We start from the raw sequence: 18305 nt of genomic DNA, 5'->3' as shown, positions 1-18305 counted from the left end.
CCTATATAGCCTCATCGCGTGAGTCGTATCACGACCGACCAACTGCGGCACGCGGTGCTAGACCGGGGATCTTTCGTCAGCTGGGATAGCGAGCCGCTGGCGGTGCCGGTAGCCGACTCCTATGCGCGGGAGCTGGCCGCCGCTCGGGCGGCCACCGGCGCGGACGAATCGGTGCAGACCGGTGAGGGACGCGTATTCGGGCGGCGGGTGGCCGTGGTGGCCTGTGAGTTCGACTTCCTGGGCGGCTCGATTGGGGTGGCAGCGGCCGAACGGATCACCGCCGCCGTCGAGCGGGCGACCGCCGAGCGGCTGCCGCTACTGGCGTCACCAAGCTCGGGAGGCACCCGCATGCAAGAAGGCACGGTCGCGTTTCTGCAGATGGTGAAGATCGCTGCGGCCATCCAGCTGCACAACCAGGCGCGCCTGCCCTACCTGGTCTATTTGCGCCATCCGACCACGGGTGGAGTTTTCGCGTCGTGGGGCTCGCTGGGGCATCTCACCGTCGCCGAGCCGGGCGCCCTGATCGGCTTTCTGGGACCACGGGTCTATGAGTTGCTCTATGGCGACCCCTTCCCATCCGGCGTCCAAACCGCCGAGAATCTACGGCGGCATGGGATCATCGACGGCGTCGTTGCACTGGACCGGCTACGACCGATGCTGGATCGTGCGTTGACGGTGCTCATCGACGCTCCCGAACCGCTTCCGGCACCGCAGACGCCCGCGCCCGTACCCGATGTGCCCACGTGGGACTCGGTGGTGGCATCGCGCCGGCCGGACCGGCCGGGCGTCAGGCAGCTACTGCGACACGGCGCCACCGACCGGGTGTTGTTGTCAGGAACCGATCAAGGCGAAGCGGCGACCACGCTGCTGGCGCTGGCCCGCTTTGGCGGCCAACCCACGGTGGTCCTCGGCCAGCAAAGGGCAGTAGGCGGCGGGGGAAGCACTGTCGGGCCCGCTGCGTTACGCGAAGCCCGACGCGGGATGGCGCTCGCCGCCGAGCTGTGCCTGCCGCTGGTGCTGGTCATTGACGCGGCCGGACCCGCGTTGTCGGCCGCAGCCGAACAGGGCGGGCTGGCCGGCCAGATCGCGCATTGCCTGGCCGAGCTCGTCACGCTGGATACCCCGACCGTGTCGATCCTGCTGGGCCAGGGCAGCGGCGGGCCGGCGCTGGCGATGTTGCCCGCCGACCGGGTGCTGGCCGCACTCCACGGCTGGCTGGCGCCCTTGCCTCCCGAAGGAGCCAGCGCGATCGTGTTCCGAGACACTGCTCATGCCGCCGAACTCGCTGCCGCCCAAGGCATCCGGTCGGCCGACCTACTGAAGTCGGGGATTGTCGACACCATCGTGCCGGAGTACCCCGACGCCGCAGACGAGCCGATCGAGTTCGCCCTACGACTGTCGAACGCCATCGCCGCCGAAGTGCACGCGTTACGGAAGATACCGGCCCCGGAACGCCTCGCGACTCGGTTGCAACGCTACCGCCGGATCGGGTTGCCCCGCGACTAACCCGCGCGCACCCCGCGAGCAGACACAGCGTCGCACAAAATCGGCGGTTTTGATGCGACTCTGTGTCTGCTCGCCCAGCACGCGACCCGGCGGCTCACCCTCCCACCCTGCTGGACGGTAATCAGGCAAAATGGGCGGCATGGACACTGGTGTGACCTCACCTCGGGTGTTGGTCGTCGACGACGACTCCGATGTGCTCGCCTCGCTGGAACGCGGCTTACGGCTGTCCGGATTCGAGGTAGCGACCGCGGTGGACGGCGCCGAGGCCTTGCGCAGCGCCACCGAGAACCGGCCGGACGCGATCGTGCTCGACATCAACATGCCAGTGCTCGATGGAGTCAGCGTCGTGACGGCACTACGCGCGATGGACAACGACGTCCCGGTCTGTGTGCTATCCGCACGCAGCTCGGTCGATGACCGAGTGGCCGGATTGGAGGCCGGCGCCGACGATTACCTGGTGAAACCGTTCGTGCTGGCCGAGCTGGTGGCACGGGTGAAGGCGCTGCTGCGCCGCCGCGGCTCCACTGCAACGTCGTCCTCGGAAACCATCACGGTGGGCCCGCTGGAGGTGGACATCCCCGGCCGGCGGGCCCGGGTCAACGGCGTCGACGTCGACCTGACCAAGCGCGAATTCGACCTGCTCGCGGTGCTGGCCGAGCACAAGACCGCGGTGCTCTCCCGAGCGCAACTCCTGGAATTGGTGTGGGGCTACGACTTCGCCGCCGACACCAACGTGGTGGACGTCTTCATCGGGTACCTGCGGCGCAAACTGGAGGCCGGCGGTGGCCCTAGGCTGCTGCATACCGTCCGCGGAGTCGGATTCGTGCTGCGTATGCAGTGACGGGGCATGCATGAATATTCTGTCGCGGATCTTCGCCCGTACGCCCTCGCTGCGAACCCGGGTGGTGGTCGCGACGGCGATCGGCGCCGCGATCCCGGTACTCATTGTCGGCACCGTCGTCTGGGTCGGGATCACCAACGACCGCAAGGAGCGGCTGGACCGCCGGCTCGACGAGGCCGCGGGTTTCGCGATCCCGTTCGTGCCGCGTGGCCTCGACGAGATCCCGCGCTCACCGAACGACCAGGACGCCCTCATCACGGTCCGCCGTGGCAACGTGATCAAGTCGAATTCCGACATCACGCTGCCCAAACTGCAAGACGACTACGCCGACACCTACGTCCGCGGGGTGCGCTACCGCGTGCGCACGGTGGAGATCCCCGGGCCCGAGCCGACGTCGGTTGCGGTGGGCGCGACGTATGACGCCACCGTAGCCGAGACCAACAACCTGCACCGCCGGGTGCTGCTGATCTGTACCTTCGCCATCGGCGCGGCGGCGGTGTTCGCCTGGCTGTTGGCCGCGTTCGCGGTACGCCCGTTCAAGCAGCTCGCCGAGCAGACCCGGTCCATCGACGCGGGCGACGAGGCGCCACGCGTGGAAGTACACGGCGCCAGCGAAGCCATCGAGATCGCCGAGGCGATGCGCGGCATGCTGCAGCGCATCTGGAACGAGCAGAACCGAACCAAGGAGGCGCTTGCGTCGGCGCGTGACTTCGCGGCGGTGTCCTCCCACGAGCTGCGCACTCCGCTGACCGCGATGCGCACCAACCTGGAGGTGCTGTCCACCCTGGATCTGCCCGACGACCAGCGCAAAGAAGTGCTCAACGACGTCATCCGCACCCAGTCGCGCATTGAGGCCACCCTGAGCGCGCTGGAGCGGTTGGCCCAGGGCGAACTGTCGACCTCGGACGATCACGTGCCGGTCGATATCACCGACCTGCTCGACCGCGCCGCCCATGACGCGGCCCGGATCTACCCCGATCTCGATGTATCGCTGGTGCCGTCGCCGACCTGCATCATCGTGGGCTTGCCGGCCGGGTTGCGCTTGGCCGTCGACAACGCCATCGCCAACGCGGTCAAGCACGGCGGCGCCACCCTGGTTCAACTCTCCGCGGTCAGTTCGCGGGCCGGTGTGGAGATCGCCATCGACGACAACGGCAGCGGAGTGCCCGAAGGTGAGCGCCAGGTGGTGTTCGAGCGGTTCTCCCGCGGGTCCACGGCGTCGCATTCGGGGTCGGGTCTCGGGCTGGCGTTGGTGGCCCAACAGGCCCAGTTGCACGGCGGGACCGCGTCGCTGGAGAATAGCCCGCTGGGTGGCGCGCGCCTCGTGTTGCGCCTTCCCGGGCCCAGTTAGCCCTGCGGCCCTGACCTCATGTCCGCCGTGTGCTCTTGCGCCACGGCGTGAAAAACGCCCGCGCTGCCGATTCCTCGTCCTGGAACCAAACCTGGGCGACAGTAGGGTCGTACGTCGGATCGTCGGGAGTGTAGTAGAGCCTGGTGTCCGAGCGGCCCTTCACCAGCCACCCCTGCGGTCCGCTGCCATCGGCATCGGCACGCGCCGAGCCCGGGCCGTACGGCGCGTACGGAACCACCGGAATACGCGCCGCCGGCTCGCCGGCGACCGGGATCTGCTCCGCCGCCGGCTCCCCGGCAACCGGGATCTGCTCCGCAGCAGACTCCGTTGCCACCTTGGTCTTCGCCGTCGGCGACTCCTCTCTCGTGGTGCCCGACTTGACGGCGGGTTTTCTCGCCGTTGGCGGCTTGGACTTTGCGCTTGACCCGCGGGCCGATTTCTTTACCAGCACTTGATGTTCGACGGGCCGGACCATCAGCGTCGACGTCAGCACCATCCCGAGCGTGAACGCCAGGCCCGCCAGCCACCAGTGCACGTGTTCCATCACTGTGCGCCTGTCTCGGCTGCACTGGGCGCCTCCGCAGCACCCTCATCACGGCTGGCGCGCTTGATCGACAGAGTGACGACTACCCAGGCAACAGCCGAGCCCCCCAGGAACGCCAGCAGGTAGCACGACCACTGGATCACAAAATCCATGCTGGGTTCTCCTTAGTTGACCACGATCTCGACGCGACGATTCTTGGCGCGCCCCTCGGGTGTGGCGTTGCTGGCGATCGGATTCACCGAACCGAGACCCACGGTGGCAATGTGATCGCCGGCAACTCCGCGGGCAACCAGGTAGTCGGCGACTATCTTGGCTCGCTGAGCGCTCAACGGGATATTGATACCTTCGCTGCCGGTGTTGTCGGTGTAGCCGTTGATCGTCACCCGAGCGTCCGGACATGCCTTGAGCTTGTCGGCTACCCGGTTCAGGATTTCATAGTCGGCTGGGATCAGACTAGCCCCGTCGTTGCCAAACGCGATGGGTCCACCCGTCACGGCATTGATGGCTGATTGCAGGTCGGCACATGGGCCGGAGGCCGGGGGTCCTGGCGGTGCCTGCCCCGTAACCTCAATATTGTCAACGATTTTCATGTCAGGCCAGGTGCTGGTCGCCGCGCGCTTCACTGCGTCCTTGTGCTCGGATGAAGGGGCAGTTCCGGTCAAGGTGACGGTGTCCCTTTCGACTTTGAGGCCAAAATCAGGAATCGGCACGCTGGCGGTGAAAACTGGTTCCGCACTTGAGAAATCAAGTGATCGCACAACGGGATCGACGTGAATCTGGTCGATGACGTTCACGCCCGGAGCAAGCAAGCCGTTGAGCGCCGTCATCAAGGCCGCCTTGGCGGCCTCATCGGGGAAGTCACCGATCAGAGTAACGGTGTTGCCGCTGCGGCTAATTGACAGCAAAGACAAGGACAACGCAGAAGCGCCCCGGGTGCTGGTCGGTGTCAGTGTCGGCAACACACCGGTCGGTCCGGTAACGGACTGGGGCCGCTCGAATGCACCGTAACCGATTGCCGCTATCAGCAACGGAATAACCACCGCGCCAATCAGCCACGGACGGCCCGGCGAGCCCCGGTAGAATTTCTGAGTTCGTCGCGCGTCGGTGGTCGCGGGTGTTTGGCCCAAACCCGCCTTAGAAGCCACTACGCCACTCCCTCAGGTCGTCGAACGCGTCTCGTCCGTGCTGCAGGCGATATGCAGCCTACCGAGTCGGTGCCGGGACACCGCGTCAAATCGGGCACACTGGAGCCATGGGCAAGGGACGCAAACCGACAGACAGCGAGACCCTGGCACACATCCGTGACCTGGTGGCCGAGGAGAAGGCGTTGCGAGCGCAGCTGCGGCACGGTGGCATCAGCGAGTCCGAGGAGCAGCAGCAACTGCGCCGCATCGAGATCGAACTCGACCAGTGCTGGGACCTGCTCCGACAGCGACGGGCATTGCGCCAAACCGGTGGTGACCCGCGCGAAGCAGTCGTGCGTCCCGCCGACCAAGTCGAGGGGTACACCGGCTAGATCCGTCTCGATAGCCGCCGTCACTATGAGCGATCACGACAGGGACTTCGACGTTGTCGTGGTTGGCGGCGGTCACAACGGCTTGGTCGCGGCCGCCTACCTGGCCCGGGCCGGGCTTCGAGTGCGACTGCTCGAGCGGCTGGCACAGACTGGGGGGGCCGCGGTGTCGATACAGGCCTTCGACGGTGTCGAGGTCGCGCTGTCACGCTACTCGTACCTGGTCAGCTTGCTGCCGTCGCGCATCGTCGCCGACCTCGGCGCTCCGGTGCGGTTGGCGCGGCGGCCATTTTCCTCATACACCCCTGCCCCAGCCACGGCCGGGCGCTCTGGCCTGCTCATCGGGCCCACCGGCGAACCACGCGCAGCGCACCTCGCGGCGATCGGCGCCGCGCCGGATGCGCACGGCTTCGCCGCGTTCTACCGGCGCTGCCGGCTGGTGACCGCACGGCTGTGGCCCACCCTGATCGAGCCGCTGCGCACCCGCGAGCAGGCCCGCCGCGACATTGTGGAATACGGCGGCCACGAGGCGGCCGCTGCCTGGCAAGCCATGGTCGACGAGCCGATCGGGCATGCCATCGCCGGCGCGGTGGCCAATGACCTGCTACGCGGGGTGATCGCCACCGACGCGCTGATCGGCACCTTCGCCCGCATGCACGACCCGTCGCTGATGCAGAACATCTGCTTCCTGTATCACCTGGTCGGTGGGGGCACCGGAGTTTGGCACGTCCCAATCGGCGGCATGGGGTCGGTGACCTCGGCCCTGGCCACGGCAGCTGCCCGCCACGGCGCCGAAATAGTCACCGGTGCAGACGTTTTCGCCCTTGATCCAGACGGTACGGTGCGCTACCACAGCGACGGTAGCGACGGTGCCGAGCATTTGGTCCGGGGCCGGTTCGTTCTGGTCGGGGTCACACCGGCGGTGCTGGCCAGCCTGCTCGGTGAACCGGTTGCGGCACTGGCCCCGGGCGCACAGGTCAAGGTCAACATGGTGGTGCGCCGACTCCCCCGGTTGCGCGACGACAGTGTCACACCGCAGCAAGCATTTGCCGGGACGTTCCACGTCAACGAGACATGGAGCCAATTGGATGCCGCGTACTCGCAAGCAGCCAGCGGGCGGTTGCCGGATCCCCTACCCTGCGAAGCCTACTGCCATTCGCTGACCGACCCGAGCATCCTGTCCGCCCGGTTGCGCGATGCCGGCGCTCAGACGCTGACGGTGTTCGGCTTGCACACACCGCACTCGGTGTTCGGCGACACCGAAGGCTTAGCCGAACGGCTGACGGCAGCCGTCCTAGCGTCGCTGAATTCCGTTCTGGCCGAACCGATTCAGGACGTGCTTTGGACCGATGCGCAGAGCAAGCCATGCATCGAGACGACGACCACCCTGGACCTGCAGCGGACGCTTGGGATGACCGGCGGCAACATCTTCCACGGTGCGTTGTCCTGGCCGTTCGCTGACGACGACGATCCGCTGGACACACCGGCACGGCAGTGGGGCGTAGCCACCGACCACGAGCGGATCATGCTGTGCGGCTCGGGTGCCCGTCGCGGCGGGGCGGTGTCGGGCATCGGCGGTCACAACGCCGCGATGGCAGTGCTGGCTTGCCTGGCGAGCAGACGCAAAAGCCCCTAATACCTGCCGGTTTAGGGGGCTTTTGCGTCTGCTCGCCGGCCTACCGCGCGTCTATGGTGACGTAGTCGCGCTCCGTGTAGCCGGTGTAGATCTGGCGGGGCCGGCCGATCTTGCTGTCGCCCTCGTCGTGCATCTCACGCCAGTGCGCGATCCAGCCGGGAAGCCTGCCCAGGGCAAACAACACGGTGAACATCCTGGTCGGGAAGCCGAGGGCCCGGTAGATCAGGCCGGTGTAGAAGTCGACGTTGGGGTAAAGCTTGCGTTCGATGAAGTAGTCGTCGGTCAGCGCCGCCTCTTCGAGCTCCTTGGCGATGCCCAGCAAGGAGTCATCGCCGCCGAGCTTGGCCAGGATCTTGTCGGCCTGTTCCTTGACGATGCGGGCCCGCGGATCGTAGTTCTTGTAGACACGATGACCGAAACCCATCAATTTGACCCCGGCCTCGCGGTTCTTGACCTTGCGTACAAACTCGCTGACGTCGTCGCCGCTGTCGCGAATGCCCTCGAGCATCTCCAGGACAGCCTGATTGGCGCCGCCATGAAGCGGACCCCATAGTGCGTTGATGCCACCCGAGATCGAGGTGAACAGGTTGGCTCGCGACGAGCCAACCAGCCGAACCGTCGACGTCGAGCAGTTCTGCTCGTGGTCGGCGTGCAAGATGAACAACATGTCCAGCGCCCGCACCACCTCGGGGTCGGCCTGGTAGGGCTCGGCGGGAAATCCGAACGTCAACCGTAGGAAGTTCTCCACCAGCGTCAGTGAGTTATCTGGGTAGAGGAAGGGCTGGCCGACCGATTTCTTGTAGGCGTACGCGGCGATGGTGGGCAGCTTGGCCAGCAGCCGAATGGTCGACAGCTCGACTTGACCGTTGTCCATGGGGTCCAGAGCATCCTGGTAGTACGCCGACAGCGCATTGACCACGCTGGACAACACCGGCATCGGGTGGGCATTGCGCGGAAAGCCGTCGAAGAACCGCTTGAGATCCTCGTGCAGCATGGTGTGGCGCTGGATCCGGCCGGTGAACTGGGCAAGCTGGTCGGTATCGGGCAGCTCGCCGTAAATCAACAGGTAGCAGACCTCGATGAAGGTTGACTTCTCCGCCAGTTGGTCGATCGGGTAGCCGCGATAACGCAGAATGCCGGCATCTCCGTCGATGTAGGTGATGGAGCTTTTAGCGGCGGCCGTGTTGGCGAAGCCGACGTCGAACGTGGTGTGCCCGGTTTTTGCCAGCAGCGGCCCGAGCGCAATGCCGTCGGCGCCTTCGGTGGCGTGCACGATCTGCAGGTCGATCTCGCCTCCCGGGTAACGGAGGGTTGCGGTGTCGTCGGTGTCGGCCACGAGAACCCCTTCGCGCTTTGGCTGATATGGCTGCCCCACTAAGTGCTTATAGCTGAAGGTAGTCGCTATCGGGATGACCCGCCTGCCCGGGGTGGGGTCTCTGGCACCATGGGCGGCCGCGCGTAAGGTAAGCCGCTGCGCGCTCGGCCGGGTGATGACTCGCGGCGTCCGTTTAACGGCGCCCTGCGATCCTTCGAAGTCTGGTCCCTGGGCCGGCTTCACTGACGCCAACGAGTAGCTCGAGTTCGTGGGCGAGCTGGTCGGTCAGGATGCTCAGCGCGGGGACGGCACGACGGCAGCCCGTCAAACCGAAAGTGATCTGCTCATTGGTGCCGCTACAGGTGATGTTCAACGCCGCGCCATCGACAGGTGCCGAGAGCAGGTAGAGCGCGTCCAGGCGAGCGCCGTTCCAGTACAGCGCGCCCTGCGGGCCCGGCACGTTGGAGATCGTCACATTTGGTGGGCGCAGCGGCGCGGGCACGCGCCCCAGGGCCATCGCAAGGGCGAGCGGGGCGGCGCCCAATGCGCTCATGGCCAGCGCCTGGTTTCGGCTTCGGCCGGCGATCGCGGCTTTGCCGTCGCGCATACTTGCCCGTATCGCCGACAGCCGTTCGACCGGACTGGCCAGGTGCGTCGCCAGCGAACACATCAACGTACCGATCTTGTTGCCTGGACCCTGGCCGAACACGTCGATAACTGCGGTATCGCGCAGCGAAACCGGCACCATCGCTATCAGCGGCGCACCCGGTAACGCTCCCCGGCTGATCAGGTACGCACGTAACGCCCCGCCGCACATGGCCAGCACGACATCGTTGATGGTGGCATCGGCGTGTTCGGCGACCTGTCGCAGCCGCTCGATCGGAAAGGAACAACCTGCCACGGACCGGGCCCCGGCGATCGGCTCGTTCAGCGGGGTGTGTGGTGCGGCCAGTGTCAGCGGCCCGCTGCGACATTGCGCTGCCCGCCACGTGGTATCGGCCACTACGCGCACCATGCCCGGGACGCCCCTGGCTTGACCCAGCACCCCCTTGGCCAACGTCAGTGGTCTCGACGAACCGCGCGGTGCCGTGTGTTTGGCCACCGACGCCTGCGCTGGCACCTCCCACAAGGTGGGCATCTGACGCTGATGCGGGTCCGCGGTGACGATCCGTTGTAAAAGCCGCATCACCGAGACTCCGTCCGCCAGCGCATGGTGGACCTTGACGTAGACCGCGCAGCGCCCGCCAGGTAGACCCTCGATCAGGTCCACCTGCCATAGCGGGCGGGAGCGGTCCAGCATGCCGGCGTGTAGTTCAGAAACCAACGCCCACAGCTCGGCGGTACCGGCCCGTGGCGGCAATGCGCTAAGCCGCACGTGGTAATCCAGGTCCACCTCGGCCTCGGTGCGCCAAGACCACTGCCCGAGCGAGGTGAGCGACCGGTGCGGGCGTCGGCGCCACCACGGCGCCACCTGCTGACGGGCCACCGCGGCGGAGAACACCTTGCGCAGGTAACGCCCGGTCCCGTTGTCGGGCTGACTCAGCACGGCCAACGCGCCGACATGCAGCGGCCGCGTCGGCGTCTCGGCCCATAGGAATAAGGCATCGGCGGCTGCCATCGGAAGATCCATTGCACGGAACCTTTCCGGCACACATAGCAGCCCTGGCTTTCGACCCAGGGCAACGACGTCAGCCTCCTGTTGTTGGCGCACTTTGCTGCGGGTGTTCCTCTCGACTGCTATGGGTGGCGCGGTCAATTCCCACCGACGGTTAAGCTACGTTCACGCATCAGTACCGAACCCCGCCTGACCCAGCACGCACTACCTGGTTGGGTTGTTTGAGGTGCTTGCGGTAACGCGCAAGCACGGCGTCGGCCTCTCCCGACTCACTGAGCTTCTCCAACGCGTACTGACGCACCGAATACAGCAACCGGTATCCCGCTCGGCCCCTGTTGTTTTCGACGACGACAAATGCCTTGTCCACCAACTCGGCAAACCGGCCGAGTGTCTGGTAGCCCTCGAAGTCCTCGTCATTGGCACCGACCGCCTGGGCGCCGTCAAGGTCGAACCCGCCGGCGAAGACTGCCAACCGGTGCAACAACGCACGCTCAGGTCCACTCAACAGAGCATGCGACCATTGCACCGTGGCACACAGCGTCTGTTCGGGGCGCACCGCGTTGCCCGCAGCACCGGCCACCAGCCGGAATCGGTCATTTAGACCAGCAAGGATCTCCACCGGCGACAAGGTGTCCGTTCGCGCCGCGGCCAGCTCGATCGCCAGTGGCACACCGTCCAAGCGTCGGCAGATTTCCCCGACCGTCACCGCGGTATCGGCATTAATCGCAAAATCCGACCGCACTCGGCGTGCCCGGTCGACAAACAGCTCGATGGCATCGTTGGTCAGCGACAACGGGGGCACCCGCCAGGTCAGCTCGCCCGCCAACCCGATCGCTTCGGTACTTGTCGTCAGGATCGTCAATCTCGGACAGGAACGTAACAGCGAATCAATTATCGCGGCACACGCGTCCAGCAAATGCTCACAATGGTCCAACACCAGCAGCACCCGAGCATCATTGATGACACCGACGAGCGTGTCGATCGCAGACAAACCCGGCTGGACAGGCAAGCCCAAGGCATTCAGCATCGAGATGGACACGCAGTCTCGGTCAGTGACCGTAGCCAAGTCGCAATCCCAACGGCCATAAGTGAATTCGTGTGCAATCTGGGCGCCGATCTGCAGCGCGAGACGGGATTTCCCCATCCCATCCGGACCGGTAAGCGTCACCAGTCGTTTGTCGGACAGGAGCCGCCGCACGTCGTTCAGCTCAGCCTTGCGACCGACAAAGCTCGTCAAGTGGCGGCGAGTGGAATGTTGGACGGAGACGATCTTTGGCATCATGATCGGCCGGAATCCATTGTGGCAGAACGGATAACTGGCTGAGAATTCCTGGACCGTCGCCCTACTGGGCATCCACCGCCGGCATAAGCGAGCCCTCTCACGTCACGACCCCTCGCTTCGCGACGTTGTTATTGAAGACCGATCCTGGCACATAAATGGCACCATAGACCCGCCGCGGATCGCAAAACATCGGCGAATGCGCGTAGAAGTACCAAGTCCACCGCGCAGATATGTGTGCACGGCCGACTGCGCTGGGATACCGACAGCGGTGGGCGGACTGGAGCAACTAGAGTTCGATGAATGCGGACCGAGGACGATAGCTGGGATGTCACCACGAGTGTTGGTTCGACAGGACTATTGGTAGCCGCCGCAAGAGCATTGGAGACGCAGAAGGCCGATCCGCTGGCCATCGATCCCTATGCCGAGGTTTTCTGCCGTGCCGCAGGTGGTGAATGGGCCGACGTATTGGACGGCAAGCTGCCCGATCACTATCTGACAACCGGGGACTTCGGTGAGCATTTCGTCAACTTCCAAGGTGCCCGCACCAGGTATTTCGACGAGTATTTCTCCCGGGCAACGGCCGCCGGCATGAAGCAGGTGGTCATCTTGGCTGCAGGATTGGATTCCCGTGCATTCCGATTGCAATGGCCAATCGGGACAACAATCTTCGAGTTGGATCGACCTCAGGTCCTCGACTTCAAGAACGCGGTGCTCGCCGACTATCACATACGGCCGCGAGCCCAACGTCGGTCGGTTGCTGTCGATCTGCGCGATGAGTGGCAGATAGCCTTGTGTAACAACGGATTTGATGCCAACCGGCCGTCGGCTTGGATCGCCGAGGGCCTGCTGGTCTATCTCTCGGCCGAGGCCCAGCAGCGCCTGTTTATCGGCATCGACACCTTGGCTAGCCCCGGTAGCCACGTTGCTGTCGAGGAAGCAACTCCACTGGACCCTTGCGAATTCGCAGCGAAGCTCGAACGAGAACGCACCGCGAACGCCCAAGGCGACCCGCGCAGGTTCTTTCAAATGGTCTACAACGAGCGGTGGGCGCGGGCCACGGAATGGTTCGATGAGCGAGGCTGGCGCGCGACCGCTACTCCATTGGCCGAGTATCTGCGCCGCGTCGGCCGAGCGGTGCCCGAAGCCGATACCGAAGCTGCGCCAATGGTCACCGCTATAACCTTTGTCAGCGCCGTCAGAACGGGATCAGTGGCCGATCCCGCGCGAACGTCACCGTCCAGCACCTCGATAGGCTTCAAGCGCTTTGAGGCCGACTAGTTGCGCGCACCGCAGCATAGCGCCGCAGGTCGTATTCTTCGGGATGTAGGTTAGCGAGCATGGCGCGGTGTTTGGCCGGTGCAAATGGCCAAACCTCAGGAATACCGTCTTTGTTCAGGTACCAGCTGTCGCAGCCGGTGGTCCAGACGGTGTTCGGCATCGCGGCCCGCAACACCGTGTTATATGCTTCGGTAGCAGCTGACTTCGGTTCCATGGTGTCGAATTCACCATGGCGCCATCGCTTTATCCACTGCACTATGTGTTCAGCCTGAGATTCGGCGACCGCTGTCAGCGGGAAGTTTCCCACTGGGCTGTGTGGCCCCAACATCATAAAGAAGTTCGGAAATCCAGGTATTGCGACGGTTTGATGAGCATGCGGACCGTCTTGCCACACATCGTCGATCCTGATGCCGTCGCGACCGGTCAGCTGCATCGGCCGGAAAAATGCATGAGAGTCAAACCCCGTGGCAAGCACGATGACGTCCACCTCGTGCAACACACCATCATCGGTGACGATGCCCCGATGTTCGACGTGATCGATACCGGCGGTGACTAATTCGACGTCGTCACGCTGAATCGCCCGATAGAATCCGCCGGACATCACTAGCCGTTTGCACATCGGCTCGTAATCAGGCGTCAGTGCCCGACGCAGTCGGGGGTCACGCACCCGACGTAAGCTGGCGCGACACACGGCCCCTACCAGCTTTCGGTGCAAACCTGGATTGCTGAGCGCAACCGCGAACGTTTCGAAGGAAAGGCTATATGCCTTATAGGCCAGCGAACCCAGACACGGAAAAGCGCGGTGGAAGACACGCGCCAGCTTCGAGTATCGAGGGTTAGGCCACGGCAGCACCCATTGTGCGGTGCGCTGGAACATGGTGACTTTACCCGCGACCCCAGCCAGGCCGCAGACGAGTTGTACGCCCGTGGACCCGGTACCGATCACCGCGATTCGGCGTCCCAGCAGCGGAACCGTGTGATCCCAGCGAGCCGAGTGAAACACCGTCCCCCTGAAGTCGTCCAAACCAGCGATCGGCGGTATTCGGGGATGATGTAAAACGCCGGTGGCCGAAATCAAGAAGTCTACTGTCGACTCCGTTCCGGAATCGGTGCGCAACACCCACCGGCCGTCGTCGAATCGGGCGCTGACAACCGTGGCGCCAAACCGAATCCGGTGCCTCAGCCCGTAGCGCTCGGCGATCCCACGCAAGTAATCTTGGATTTCGCCTCCGCGTGAAAACATCTGGGTCCAGTTCGGATTCTTGGCAAAGCTGTACTGATAGAGCCGGGACGGCACATCACATGTCAGACCTGGATAGGTGTTATCGCGCCACGTTCCGCCAACATCGTCGGCCTTTTCATAGATGCAGACATCAGTAATCCCTGCGCTCAGCAACGTAATTGCGACGCACATTCCGGACATACCCGCTCCGACCACGGCAACCGTCGGACATCGCCCGGTCATCGCTCCGACCCCCCAGAACAGCCCAAAATCACCCTCCCACATGCGGTTAAGCAACGCATACTATACAGAGCAGCTACCGAGACAAACACGCGACGCTGTTCTATAGTCGACGCATCTCGCGTTCTAGGCAGGAGTGCTCCAGGAATCGGTAGCGCTTCGGGTAGCGCTGACGCTGCGGTGGGCTGTCGGTCGTGGGCCGCGGTAGCATCCCGCGGGCCGCCGCGAGCGCCCACCGTGCAGCGCCGAAGACAATCTCTTTGGGCGGTAATGAACATCGCTGCGAGAGGCCTGTTTCGAGGATGGGCCAGGTGTCTTCCCCGAACTGTAGTGTGCTTATTGGCTTCGCGGCGCCGCGAAGGTGTTGCGATGACGTGATAGCAGTGGTCAGACACGTATCGTGCTCTTCAACGCAGTTCATAACAGCCTTCCTCCCAACATCGACATCGACCATGCGATCCTGCGGGGCGAAGATCATCCGCCAACATGCGCAAAGTGCGTCGCCAGGGGTCGTATATCTGCGCTAGGATCGCTGGATCTCCGGTACCATTCGCTCCGCTGCTATGCGGCTCCACCAGATGTTGGCCGATGTGAGTTCGTTCCCCCACGCAGACGCGTCCTTATAGCCAACCAGGGATTAGACGTGAGCAGATTGCTGCCGACGGGCACGGTGACATTGCTCTTAGCCGACGTCGAGGAATCGACCCACCTATGGCAAATGTGCCCAGAGGACATGGCGACCGCCATCGCGCACTTGGATCACACTGTGTCGGAAGCTATCACGAATCACGGTGGGGTGCAGCCGGTCAAACGGTACGAGGGTGATAGCTTCGTTGCGGCTTTCACTCGCGCTAGCGATGCCGCTGCATGCGCGCTGGATCTGCAGCGGACCTCGCTCGCGCCGATCCGACTACGTATAGGTCTTCATACAGGCGAGGTACAGTTGCGCGACGAACTCTATGTCGGCCCCACTATCAACCGGACGGCGCGTCTCCGCGATTTGGCACACGGGGGTCAGGTTGTCCTGTCAGCTGCGACAGGTGATTTAGTGACTGGCCGGCTCCCAGCCGATGCATGGCTTGTCGATCTCGGCCGCCACCCGCTGCGCGGTCTACCTCGTCCCGAATGGGTCATGCAGTTGTGCCACCCCGACATTCGCGAAAAGTTTCCCCCACTGCGCACGGCCAAATCCAGCCCGACATCGATTCTCCCGGCGCAGTTCACCACATTTGTGGGCCGCCGTGCGCAAATAAGCGAGGTGCGGGCACTGTTGGCGCAGAACCGGCTCGTGACGCTATGCGGAACCGGCGGTGTCGGCAAGACCCGTCTGGCAATCCAGATCGCGAGTGCATCCGAACTTCGCGACGGTTTGTGCTTTGTCGATCTGGCCCCGATCACTGAATCCGGGATCGTCGCAGCCACGGCTGCGCGCGCCGTGGGTCTGCCCGATCAGCCGGGCCGTTCAACCATGGATAGTCTTCGCCGATTCATCGGCAATCGCCGCATGCTCATGGTGTTGGACAACTGTGAACATCTTCTCGATGCGTGCGCAGCGTTGGTCGTTGAGCTATTGGGGGCCTGTCCGGAGCTGACGATCTTAGCGACTAGCCGGGAGCCGATCGGGATGGCCGGCGAGATCACCTGGCGCGTACCGTCGATGTCGATAACCGACGAAGCAGTCGAATTGTTTGCTGACCGAGCCAGCCGAGTTCAGCCCGGGTTCACCATCGCCAATCACAACGCCGCGGCCGTCGGCGAGATCTGCCGGCGGCTAGACGGCATACCGCTGGCGATCGAGTTCGCTGCCGCACGGGTGCGGTCGATGTCACCGCTCGAGATTGCCGACGGTCTGGACGACTGTTTCCGGCTGTTGGCCGGCGGTGTGCGGGGCGCGGTGCAGCGCCAGCAGACACTTCGCGCCTCGATCGATTGGTCGCATGCACTGCTGACCGAGACCGAGCAAATCTTGTTTCGGCGACTGGCGCCATTTGTCGGCGGGTTCGACCTCGCCGCGGTGCGGGCGGTCGCCGCCGGTAGCGACCTGGATCCGTTTTCGGTGCTTGATCAGCTGACCCTGCTGGTAGACAAGTCGCTGGTGGTGGCCGACGACTGCCAGGGCCGCACGCGGTACCGGCTGCTGGAAACGGTGCGTCGGTACGCGCTGGAAAAACTGGGCGACTCCGGCGAGGCCGATGTGCACGCACGTCACCGTGACTACTACACGGCGCTGGCCGCCTCACTCAACACTCCTGCGGACAACGATCACCAACGGCTTGTCGCCCGGGCTGAGACCGAGATCGACAACCTGCGCGCCGCGTTCGCCTGGAGCCGGGAAAATGGCCATATCACCGAAGCGTTACAGCTCGCATCTTCGCTGCAACCAATCTGGTTCGGGCGGGCGCACCTGCGCGAGGGGTTGTCCTGGTTCAACTCGATCCTGGAAGACCAAAGGTTCCACCGGCTCGCTGTGTCAACAGCAGTACGGGCGCGAGCGCTCGCTGACAAGGCAATGCTCAGTACCTGGCTGGCCACCAGTCCGGTAGGCGCCACCGACATCATCGCTCCCGCACAACAAGCGCTGGCGATGGCACGTGAGGTGGGCGACCCCGCCGCGTTGGTGCGGGCGCTCACCGCCTGCGGCTGTAGCAGTGGCTACAACGCGGAGGCCGCTGCGCCCTATTTCGCCGAAGCGACCGACCTGGCACGCGCTATTGACGACAAATGGACGCTGTGTCAAATCCTCTACTGGCGGGGGGTGGGGACCTGCATATCAGGTGACCCGAATGCTTTGCGAGCCGCGGCAGAAGAATGCCGCGACCTGGCCGACACCATCGGCGACCGGTTCGTCTCACGTCACTGCAGCTTGTGGCTTAGTTTGGCGCAGATGTGGGCTGGCAATCTGACCGAGGCCCTCGAGCTATCCAGAGAAATCACTGCCGAGGCCGAGGCATCCAACGATGTGCCGACAAAGGTTCTCGGCCTATATACCCAAGCCCAGGTGCTGGCGTATTGCGGCGCCAGCGCGGCCCACGCCATAGCCGGGGCGTGCATTGCAGCCGCGACGGAGTTAGGCGGTGTGTACCAAGGCATTGGTTATGCGGCGATGACGTACGCCGCGCTGGCCGCCGGTGATGTCACGGCAGCGCTCGAGGCCAGCGACGCGGCGCGGCCGATTCTTAGGGCCCAGCCCGACCAGGTGACCATGCACCAGGTCCTGATGGCGCAGTTAGCCCTGGCAGGAGGTGATGCGATCGCCGCACGACAGTTCGCCAACGACGCCGTCGATGCGACCAATGGGTGGCACCGAATGGTGGCGTTGACAATACGCGCGCGCGTAGCCACCGCACGGGGCGAACCAGAACTGGCGCGCGATGATGCTCATGCTGCGCTGGCGTGCGGCGCCGAGCTGCACATCTACCAGGGCATGCCAGATGCCATGGAACTCCTCGCCGGCCTGGCCGGCGAGGTCGGCAGTCACTCCGAAGGTGTCCGCCTTCTCGGTGCCGCAGCCGCCCTTCGGCAACAGACACGTCAGGTCCGCTTCAAGATTTGGGATGCCGGCTACCAGGCCTCGGTGACGGCGCTTCGTGAGGCGATGGGTGATGAGGATTTCGACCGCGCCTGGGCCGAGGGGGCCGCCTTGTCCACCGACGAGGCGATCGCATATGCACAACGCGGTCGCGGTGAACGCAAACGACCGGCCCGCGGGTGGGGCTCGTTGACCCCGACCGAACGCGACGTCGTGCGGTTGGTCAGCGAGGGGTTATCCAACAAGGACATTGCAAAACGGCTTTTCGTCTCGCCGCGCACTGTGCAAACCCACCTCACCCACGTCTACGCCAAACTTGGCTTGGCCTCCCGAGTACAACTGGTAGACGAGGCGGCACGCCGCGGCTCACCCTCGTGACGATTCTCGCGGCACGCTCATCGCCGGCACCGTGATTGGCACCAGCCGGTAGCGT

The 18305-nt window shown here is 64.4% G+C and carries 14 protein-coding genes; 7 read left to right on the top strand and 7 right to left on the bottom strand.

All coding sequences use genetic code 11. The features are described 5' to 3' along the window. Positions 1-18: 18 nt before the first annotated feature. The 3 genes from MCAN_RS04720 (at position 19) to prrB (ending at position 3698) form a co-directional block, all read left to right on the top strand. On the top strand, positions 19-1506 hold the full coding sequence (locus MCAN_RS04720; protein WP_003404691.1) for a carboxyl transferase domain-containing protein: 1488 nt from the start codon (positions 19-21) through the stop codon (positions 1504-1506). A 130-nt stretch (positions 1507-1636) separates the two neighbouring features. Next, on the top strand, positions 1637-2347 hold the full coding sequence (prrA, locus tag MCAN_RS04715) for a two-component system response regulator PrrA (protein WP_003404690.1): 711 nt from the start codon (positions 1637-1639) through the stop codon (positions 2345-2347). Between the two features lie 10 nt (positions 2348-2357). Further along, a complete protein-coding gene (prrB, locus tag MCAN_RS04710; protein ID WP_003404689.1) occupies positions 2358-3698 on the top strand; it encodes a two-component system sensor histidine kinase PrrB in 1341 nt (446 codons plus the stop codon). A 16-nt stretch (positions 3699-3714) separates the two neighbouring features. Here prrB and arfC read toward each other — a convergent pair whose 3' ends face one another. The 3 genes from arfC to arfA are packed head-to-tail and all read right to left on the bottom strand — an operon-like array spanning position 3715 to position 5387. After that, positions 3715-4242: a channel accessory protein ArfC, sunset domain variant gene (gene arfC, locus MCAN_RS04705; protein ID WP_014000492.1), complete on the bottom strand. Its 528-nt coding sequence runs from the start codon at positions 4240-4242 to the stop codon at positions 3715-3717. Then, entirely contained in the window at positions 4242-4394 is a 153-nt protein-coding gene (gene arfB, locus MCAN_RS04700) for a channel accessory protein ArfB (RefSeq protein WP_003404687.1), read from the bottom strand. The genes arfC and arfB overlap by 1 nt, the downstream gene beginning before the upstream one ends. 12 nt (positions 4395-4406) lie before the next feature. After that, complete coding sequence (gene arfA, locus MCAN_RS04695; protein ID WP_014000491.1) at positions 4407-5387, bottom strand: channel-forming protein ArfA/OmpATb; 981 nt, start codon at positions 5385-5387, stop codon at positions 4407-4409. A 107-nt stretch (positions 5388-5494) separates the two neighbouring features. Here arfA and MCAN_RS04690 point away from each other — a divergent pair, with 107 nt between their 5' ends. Together MCAN_RS04690 and MCAN_RS04685 are read left to right on the top strand one after the other, a co-directional pair. Further along, on the top strand, positions 5495-5758 hold the full coding sequence (locus tag MCAN_RS04690) for a DUF2630 family protein (protein ID WP_003404673.1): 264 nt from the start codon (positions 5495-5497) through the stop codon (positions 5756-5758). Between the two features lie 25 nt (positions 5759-5783). Next, on the top strand, positions 5784-7391 hold the full coding sequence (locus MCAN_RS04685; protein ID WP_014000490.1) for a phytoene desaturase family protein: 1608 nt from the start codon (positions 5784-5786) through the stop codon (positions 7389-7391). A 40-nt stretch (positions 7392-7431) separates the two neighbouring features. Here the strand turns inward: MCAN_RS04685 and MCAN_RS04680 are convergent, their stop codons facing one another. The 3 genes from MCAN_RS04680 to MCAN_RS04670 form a co-directional block, all read right to left on the bottom strand. Next, positions 7432-8727, bottom strand: a complete 1296-nt coding sequence (locus MCAN_RS04680) for a citrate synthase (protein ID WP_003901040.1) — start codon at positions 8725-8727, stop codon at positions 7432-7434. Between the two features lie 172 nt (positions 8728-8899). Then, positions 8900-10336 carry a WS/DGAT/MGAT family O-acyltransferase gene (locus tag MCAN_RS04675; RefSeq protein ID WP_181518727.1) on the bottom strand — a complete coding sequence of 479 codons (1437 nt, stop codon included), beginning with the start codon at positions 10334-10336 and terminating at the stop codon, positions 8900-8902. A gap of 157 nt (positions 10337-10493) precedes the next feature. Then, positions 10494-11675 carry an ATP-binding protein gene (locus MCAN_RS04670; RefSeq protein ID WP_014000488.1) on the bottom strand — a complete coding sequence of 394 codons (1182 nt, stop codon included), beginning with the start codon at positions 11673-11675 and terminating at the stop codon, positions 10494-10496. A gap of 228 nt (positions 11676-11903) precedes the next feature. Between MCAN_RS04670 and MCAN_RS04665 the strand changes: the two genes are divergently transcribed. After that, the gene (locus tag MCAN_RS04665) at positions 11904-12881 is read left to right on the top strand and encodes a class I SAM-dependent methyltransferase (protein ID WP_014000487.1); all 978 of its coding nucleotides are present in this window, start codon (positions 11904-11906) and stop codon (positions 12879-12881) included. Here the strand turns inward: MCAN_RS04665 and MCAN_RS04660 are convergent. Then, entirely contained in the window at positions 12859-14346 is a 1488-nt protein-coding gene (locus MCAN_RS04660) for a flavin-containing monooxygenase (protein ID WP_003404651.1), read from the bottom strand. The two genes, MCAN_RS04665 and MCAN_RS04660, sit on opposite strands and share 23 nt — an antisense overlap. A 640-nt stretch (positions 14347-14986) precedes the next feature. Here MCAN_RS04660 and MCAN_RS04645 point away from each other — a divergent pair. Beyond that, a complete protein-coding gene (locus MCAN_RS04645) occupies positions 14987-18250 on the top strand; it encodes a LuxR family transcriptional regulator (RefSeq protein WP_015287947.1) in 3264 nt (1087 codons plus the stop codon). The last annotated feature ends 55 nt before the right edge of the window (positions 18251-18305 follow it).

It is taken from the genome of Mycobacterium canetti CIPT 140010059 (assembly GCF_000253375.1).
GTDB lineage: Bacteria > Actinomycetota > Actinomycetes > Mycobacteriales > Mycobacteriaceae > Mycobacterium > Mycobacterium tuberculosis.
This window is presented reverse-complemented; position numbering and strand designations above follow the sequence as displayed.

Coding starts and splice junctions, on each gene's coding strand:
- prrB (WP_003404689.1), top strand. CDS start 2,358: ATGAATATTCTGTCGCGGATCTTCGCCCGTACGCCCTCGCTGCGAACC.
- MCAN_RS04665 (WP_014000487.1), top strand. CDS start 11,904: ATGCGGACCGAGGACGATAGCTGGGATGTCACCACGAGTGTTGGTTCG.
- MCAN_RS04670 (WP_014000488.1), bottom strand. CDS start 11,675: ATGCCCAGTAGGGCGACGGTCCAGGAATTCTCAGCCAGTTATCCGTTC.
- arfB (WP_003404687.1), bottom strand. CDS start 4,394: ATGGATTTTGTGATCCAGTGGTCGTGCTACCTGCTGGCGTTCCTGGGG.
- MCAN_RS04685 (WP_014000490.1), top strand. CDS start 5,784: ATGAGCGATCACGACAGGGACTTCGACGTTGTCGTGGTTGGCGGCGGT.
- prrA (WP_003404690.1), top strand. CDS start 1,637: ATGGGCGGCATGGACACTGGTGTGACCTCACCTCGGGTGTTGGTCGTC.
- arfC (WP_014000492.1), bottom strand. CDS start 4,242: ATGGAACACGTGCACTGGTGGCTGGCGGGCCTGGCGTTCACGCTCGGG.
- MCAN_RS04660 (WP_003404651.1), bottom strand. CDS start 14,346: ATGACCGGGCGATGTCCGACGGTTGCCGTGGTCGGAGCGGGTATGTCC.
- MCAN_RS04690 (WP_003404673.1), top strand. CDS start 5,495: ATGGGCAAGGGACGCAAACCGACAGACAGCGAGACCCTGGCACACATC.
- MCAN_RS04675 (WP_181518727.1), bottom strand. CDS start 10,336: ATGGATCTTCCGATGGCAGCCGCCGATGCCTTATTCCTATGGGCCGAG.